This is a genomic window from Johannesbaptistia floridana (genome assembly GCF_057440575.1).
The window spans coordinates 1-3,533 of record NZ_JALKVM010000072.1 but is presented as its reverse complement, the minus strand read 5'-3'; the positions used below and the strand labels follow the sequence as shown (position 1 = coordinate 3,533).

The window sequence follows — 3,533 nt, the reverse complement described above, 5'->3', positions numbered from 1 at the left end:
TCTTTATCCTGAGTATTAGGCAACCGATAAAACCGACCCTTCTCACTTTCACGAGTAGTTACCACACAAAAAAGCCGGGCATCATCAGCACCACCTCTTCTTGGTTTTAACTGCTTTCTTACTGAAGCAACCGGAGTAGTAAACCCAGTCACTGGACATGTAGCCGAACCCCTAGCTACTGTACCATTTTCAACTTCCTTGGCACTTTTGGGTTCAAATATCTCTAAAAGAGGTCTTCTCACCTTACGAGTTACCCCATCAGCATAAGTAACCTCAACCGTCTCGGTTTTTACCTGTCTTTTCTCATCTCTCACCCATCTTAGAGCCCTATTTCTCTTGTTTTTCTTAGCTAACCACAGACTACGCATTAAAGGCACTTCTACAGGAATACCCGTGCCATCATCTGGGGCTTCAGAAATAATTGTTCTTGCCCAAAGATAGGCTATAGGTGTACTGCCATCTTCATCTTTTGGGTAAAATTGACCTAACTCTTTTTCTGCCTCTTTTTTAACCCATTCTCCCCATTTACGCACCTCATCTGCTAACTTTTGCCCATATTTAGGGATATATTCTAAAACCACCTTGTTGAGTAAAACGGCCACGGGATTCAAGTCAGAGGCGAAGGCATCAGCGCCTACTCTCAAAGCTTCTAAGGGTATTGAACCCCCTCCGGCAAAAGGGTCTACTACTAGGGGTTTGGTCTCTGGTATTCCCCCATTAGCCTCATGGGCGGCTTGTGTTAAAATTCTACTGGTTTCTAAATATTCTCTATTGGTTGAATTGTCCCAATTAGCAAAATCAGCGATAAAGTCTAGTAAAGCGCCTCTTTGTTGTTCATGATTATCTAATATACTTGGGTCTTTTTGAATACGAATAAATCTTTGATAACTCTCTGGACTAAGTAGATTGAGTCGCTCAGTATTTGACCATTTGAGCATTAATTCTCTGGCAGTTTGGCGAAAAGATTCAGGGCATTTATCATCCCCTGGGTCTAACCACAAGGCAGCACAAATCACGGCCCTACAAGCGGCTAATGGTCTTCTGGCCCACCATATATGCAGTGTTGATATATGTCCGTGGCGAATTGATTTTTCTCGCCGTGAATGGGCTGATATGCGTTTAATGGGTAGGTCTACTTCAATGAGTCTTCTGGGATAGTCTGGCATAGTTTAGTTATATCATTTCTGGAGAGGGGGAGAGCTCAGATCTTGCATCTTTATCAAAAGTTACTTGTGGTGGTTGAGTAATGAATAATGAGTTTTGAAGTTTTGAAGTAAAAGAATTGATCCTAACCACTTAAAAATTGATTTTCGCCTGTTGGCCTATTTAGTACTTTTGTATTTGCGTGCAAGATCTGAGGAGAGGGGGTTTTTTAGTATTTGCCTCAATATCTCATAATATAACTGATTAAACGGACTTGATATTACTTCAAAACTCATTACTCGTTACTCCTTACTCATTACTCATCATGTTGGGTTATCTCCCTGCCCAACCTACAGGCTACAGGCTACTGGCTTCTTACTTCAAAACTTCAAAACTTCAAAACTTCAAAACTCAACTAAGGGGGGCTTTTCATCATTTTTGTCAACATCTATTGGCGAGCTTGCTATATCTCCCTGCCCAACCTACAGGCTACGTACAGGCTACCTTCTTACTCATTACTTCAAAACTTCAAAACTTCAAAACTCATTACTCAACTAACGGTGCGTTACGGGCTTCGCACGCTTCACACCCTACAATACTACTTAAAATTTCTCCCCATCTCCCGGAGCTCCCCTGCTATACAAGGGTTTGGCGAGTTCCTTATAAAGCATAGTTAGTAAAGGGAGGCTTTTCATTACTTTTCATCATAGTTGTAAACATGTACTTGCTGATTGCTATAACTTTTAATTAAGCCCATCTACTTAATATGCTGTTTAAGTAATTTTACTATTTCTGTATGTCCTCGACTGGCAGCAGAATGTAAGGGAGTTTCACCATAGCTATTTGGAGAATTAACATCAGCCCCGGCTTCGATGAGTATTTTTACTATTTCTGTATGTCCTTGATAGGCAGCAGAATGTAAGGGAGTTCCACCATAGCTCTTTGTAGAATTAACATCAGCCCCGGCTTCGATGAGTATTTTTACTATTTCTGTATGTCCTCGACTGGCAGCCATAAGTAAGGGAGTGTAACCATGGAGATTTGGAGAATTAACATCAGCCCCGGCTTCGATAAACATTTTTATTATTTCTGTATGTCCTCGAAGGACGGCATAATATAAGGATGTTTCACCATAGCTGGTTGTAGAATTAACATTAGCTCCGGCTTCGATGAGTATTTTTACTATTTCTGTATTTCCTCCACTGGCAGCCCAATGTAAGGGAGTGACACCATCGCTATTGGGAGAATTAACATCAGCTCCGGCTTCCATGAGCATTTTTACTATTTCTGTATGTCCTTGACGGGCAGCAAAATGAAAGGGAGTGTAACCATCGCTGTTTGTAGAATTAACATTAGCTCCGGCTTCCATGAGCATTTTTACTATTTCTGTATTTCCTTGACGGGCAGACGAATGTAAGGAAGTTTCACCATAGCGATTTGTAGAATTAACATCAGCCCCGGCTTCGATGAGCATTTTTACTATTTCTGTATTTCCTCCAGGGACAGCCATAAGTAAGGGTGTGTAACCATCGCGGTTTGTAGAATTAACATCAGCTCCGGCTTCCATGAGCATTTTTACTATTTCTGTATGTCCTCGAAGGGCAGCAGAATGTAAGGGAGTGATACCATCGCTGTTTGTAGAATTAACATTAGCGCCAGATTCGATGAGCATTTTTACTATTTCTCGATTGCCTACAGCTACCGTGCAATGTAATAGGGTCCTTTCTTCAGTAGCTCCGCTAACTTCAGCATTGGTACTTCCCCCCTTTGCCAAATAATTTTTCACCATTTCTGGATTGTCGCAATATTTATCATCAACAAAATCATGAACTAAACTACCCACAAGATTTTGTACACCAATACCCACACCTAGGAGGATTATTGCCCCCAGGGCTAATTTTAAATAGTTAGCTTTTCCTTGGCTTTTTATCCTTGTTAAAGCTAGTAAACTCGAATGATTTAACCCTCTTTTTGCTGAAGCCGCCGAATTAAAACGCTCTTCTAGATTAGGGGCTAATAATTTCTCTAGCCACCACAGTAACCCCTTTGATACTTGTAGATGATTTTGCAGTTTAATTTGTAAATTTTCATGAGGAAAATCTGTGGGTTGTCGATGGGTGAGGAGGTAGAGGAGAGTTCCTCCTAAACCATACAAATCGCTGCCTGGTGCTGCTTTTCCTGAAAATTGCTCGGGGGCCATATATCCATAAGTTCCTACTATGGTGCTGCCTCGCTTTAAGGTGGTATAGTAGGCATTTTGTACCCCGCCAAAGTCTACTAACCAGATTTTCCCCTCTTCGCTACGAATCAAATTATCTGGTTTTAAATCCCGATGAATCACTGGGGGTTTTAATTTATGTAAGTATTCTAATATGTCTAAAATTTGATTG

Annotated in this window: 2 protein-coding genes; both read right to left on the bottom strand. The window is 41.0% G+C overall.

What is annotated here, in order from left to right; all coding sequences use genetic code 11:
* The coding region (locus tag MW688_RS05400; protein WP_486734907.1) for a DUF1156 domain-containing protein at window positions 1–1,166 on the bottom strand (1,166 nt) is incomplete at its 3' end.
* A 734-nt stretch (window positions 1,167–1,900) separates the two neighbouring features.
* Window positions 1,901–3,533, bottom strand: a 1,633-nt coding sequence (locus tag MW688_RS05395; protein ID WP_486734906.1) for an ankyrin repeat domain-containing protein, incomplete at its 5' end; no start/stop codon positions are given.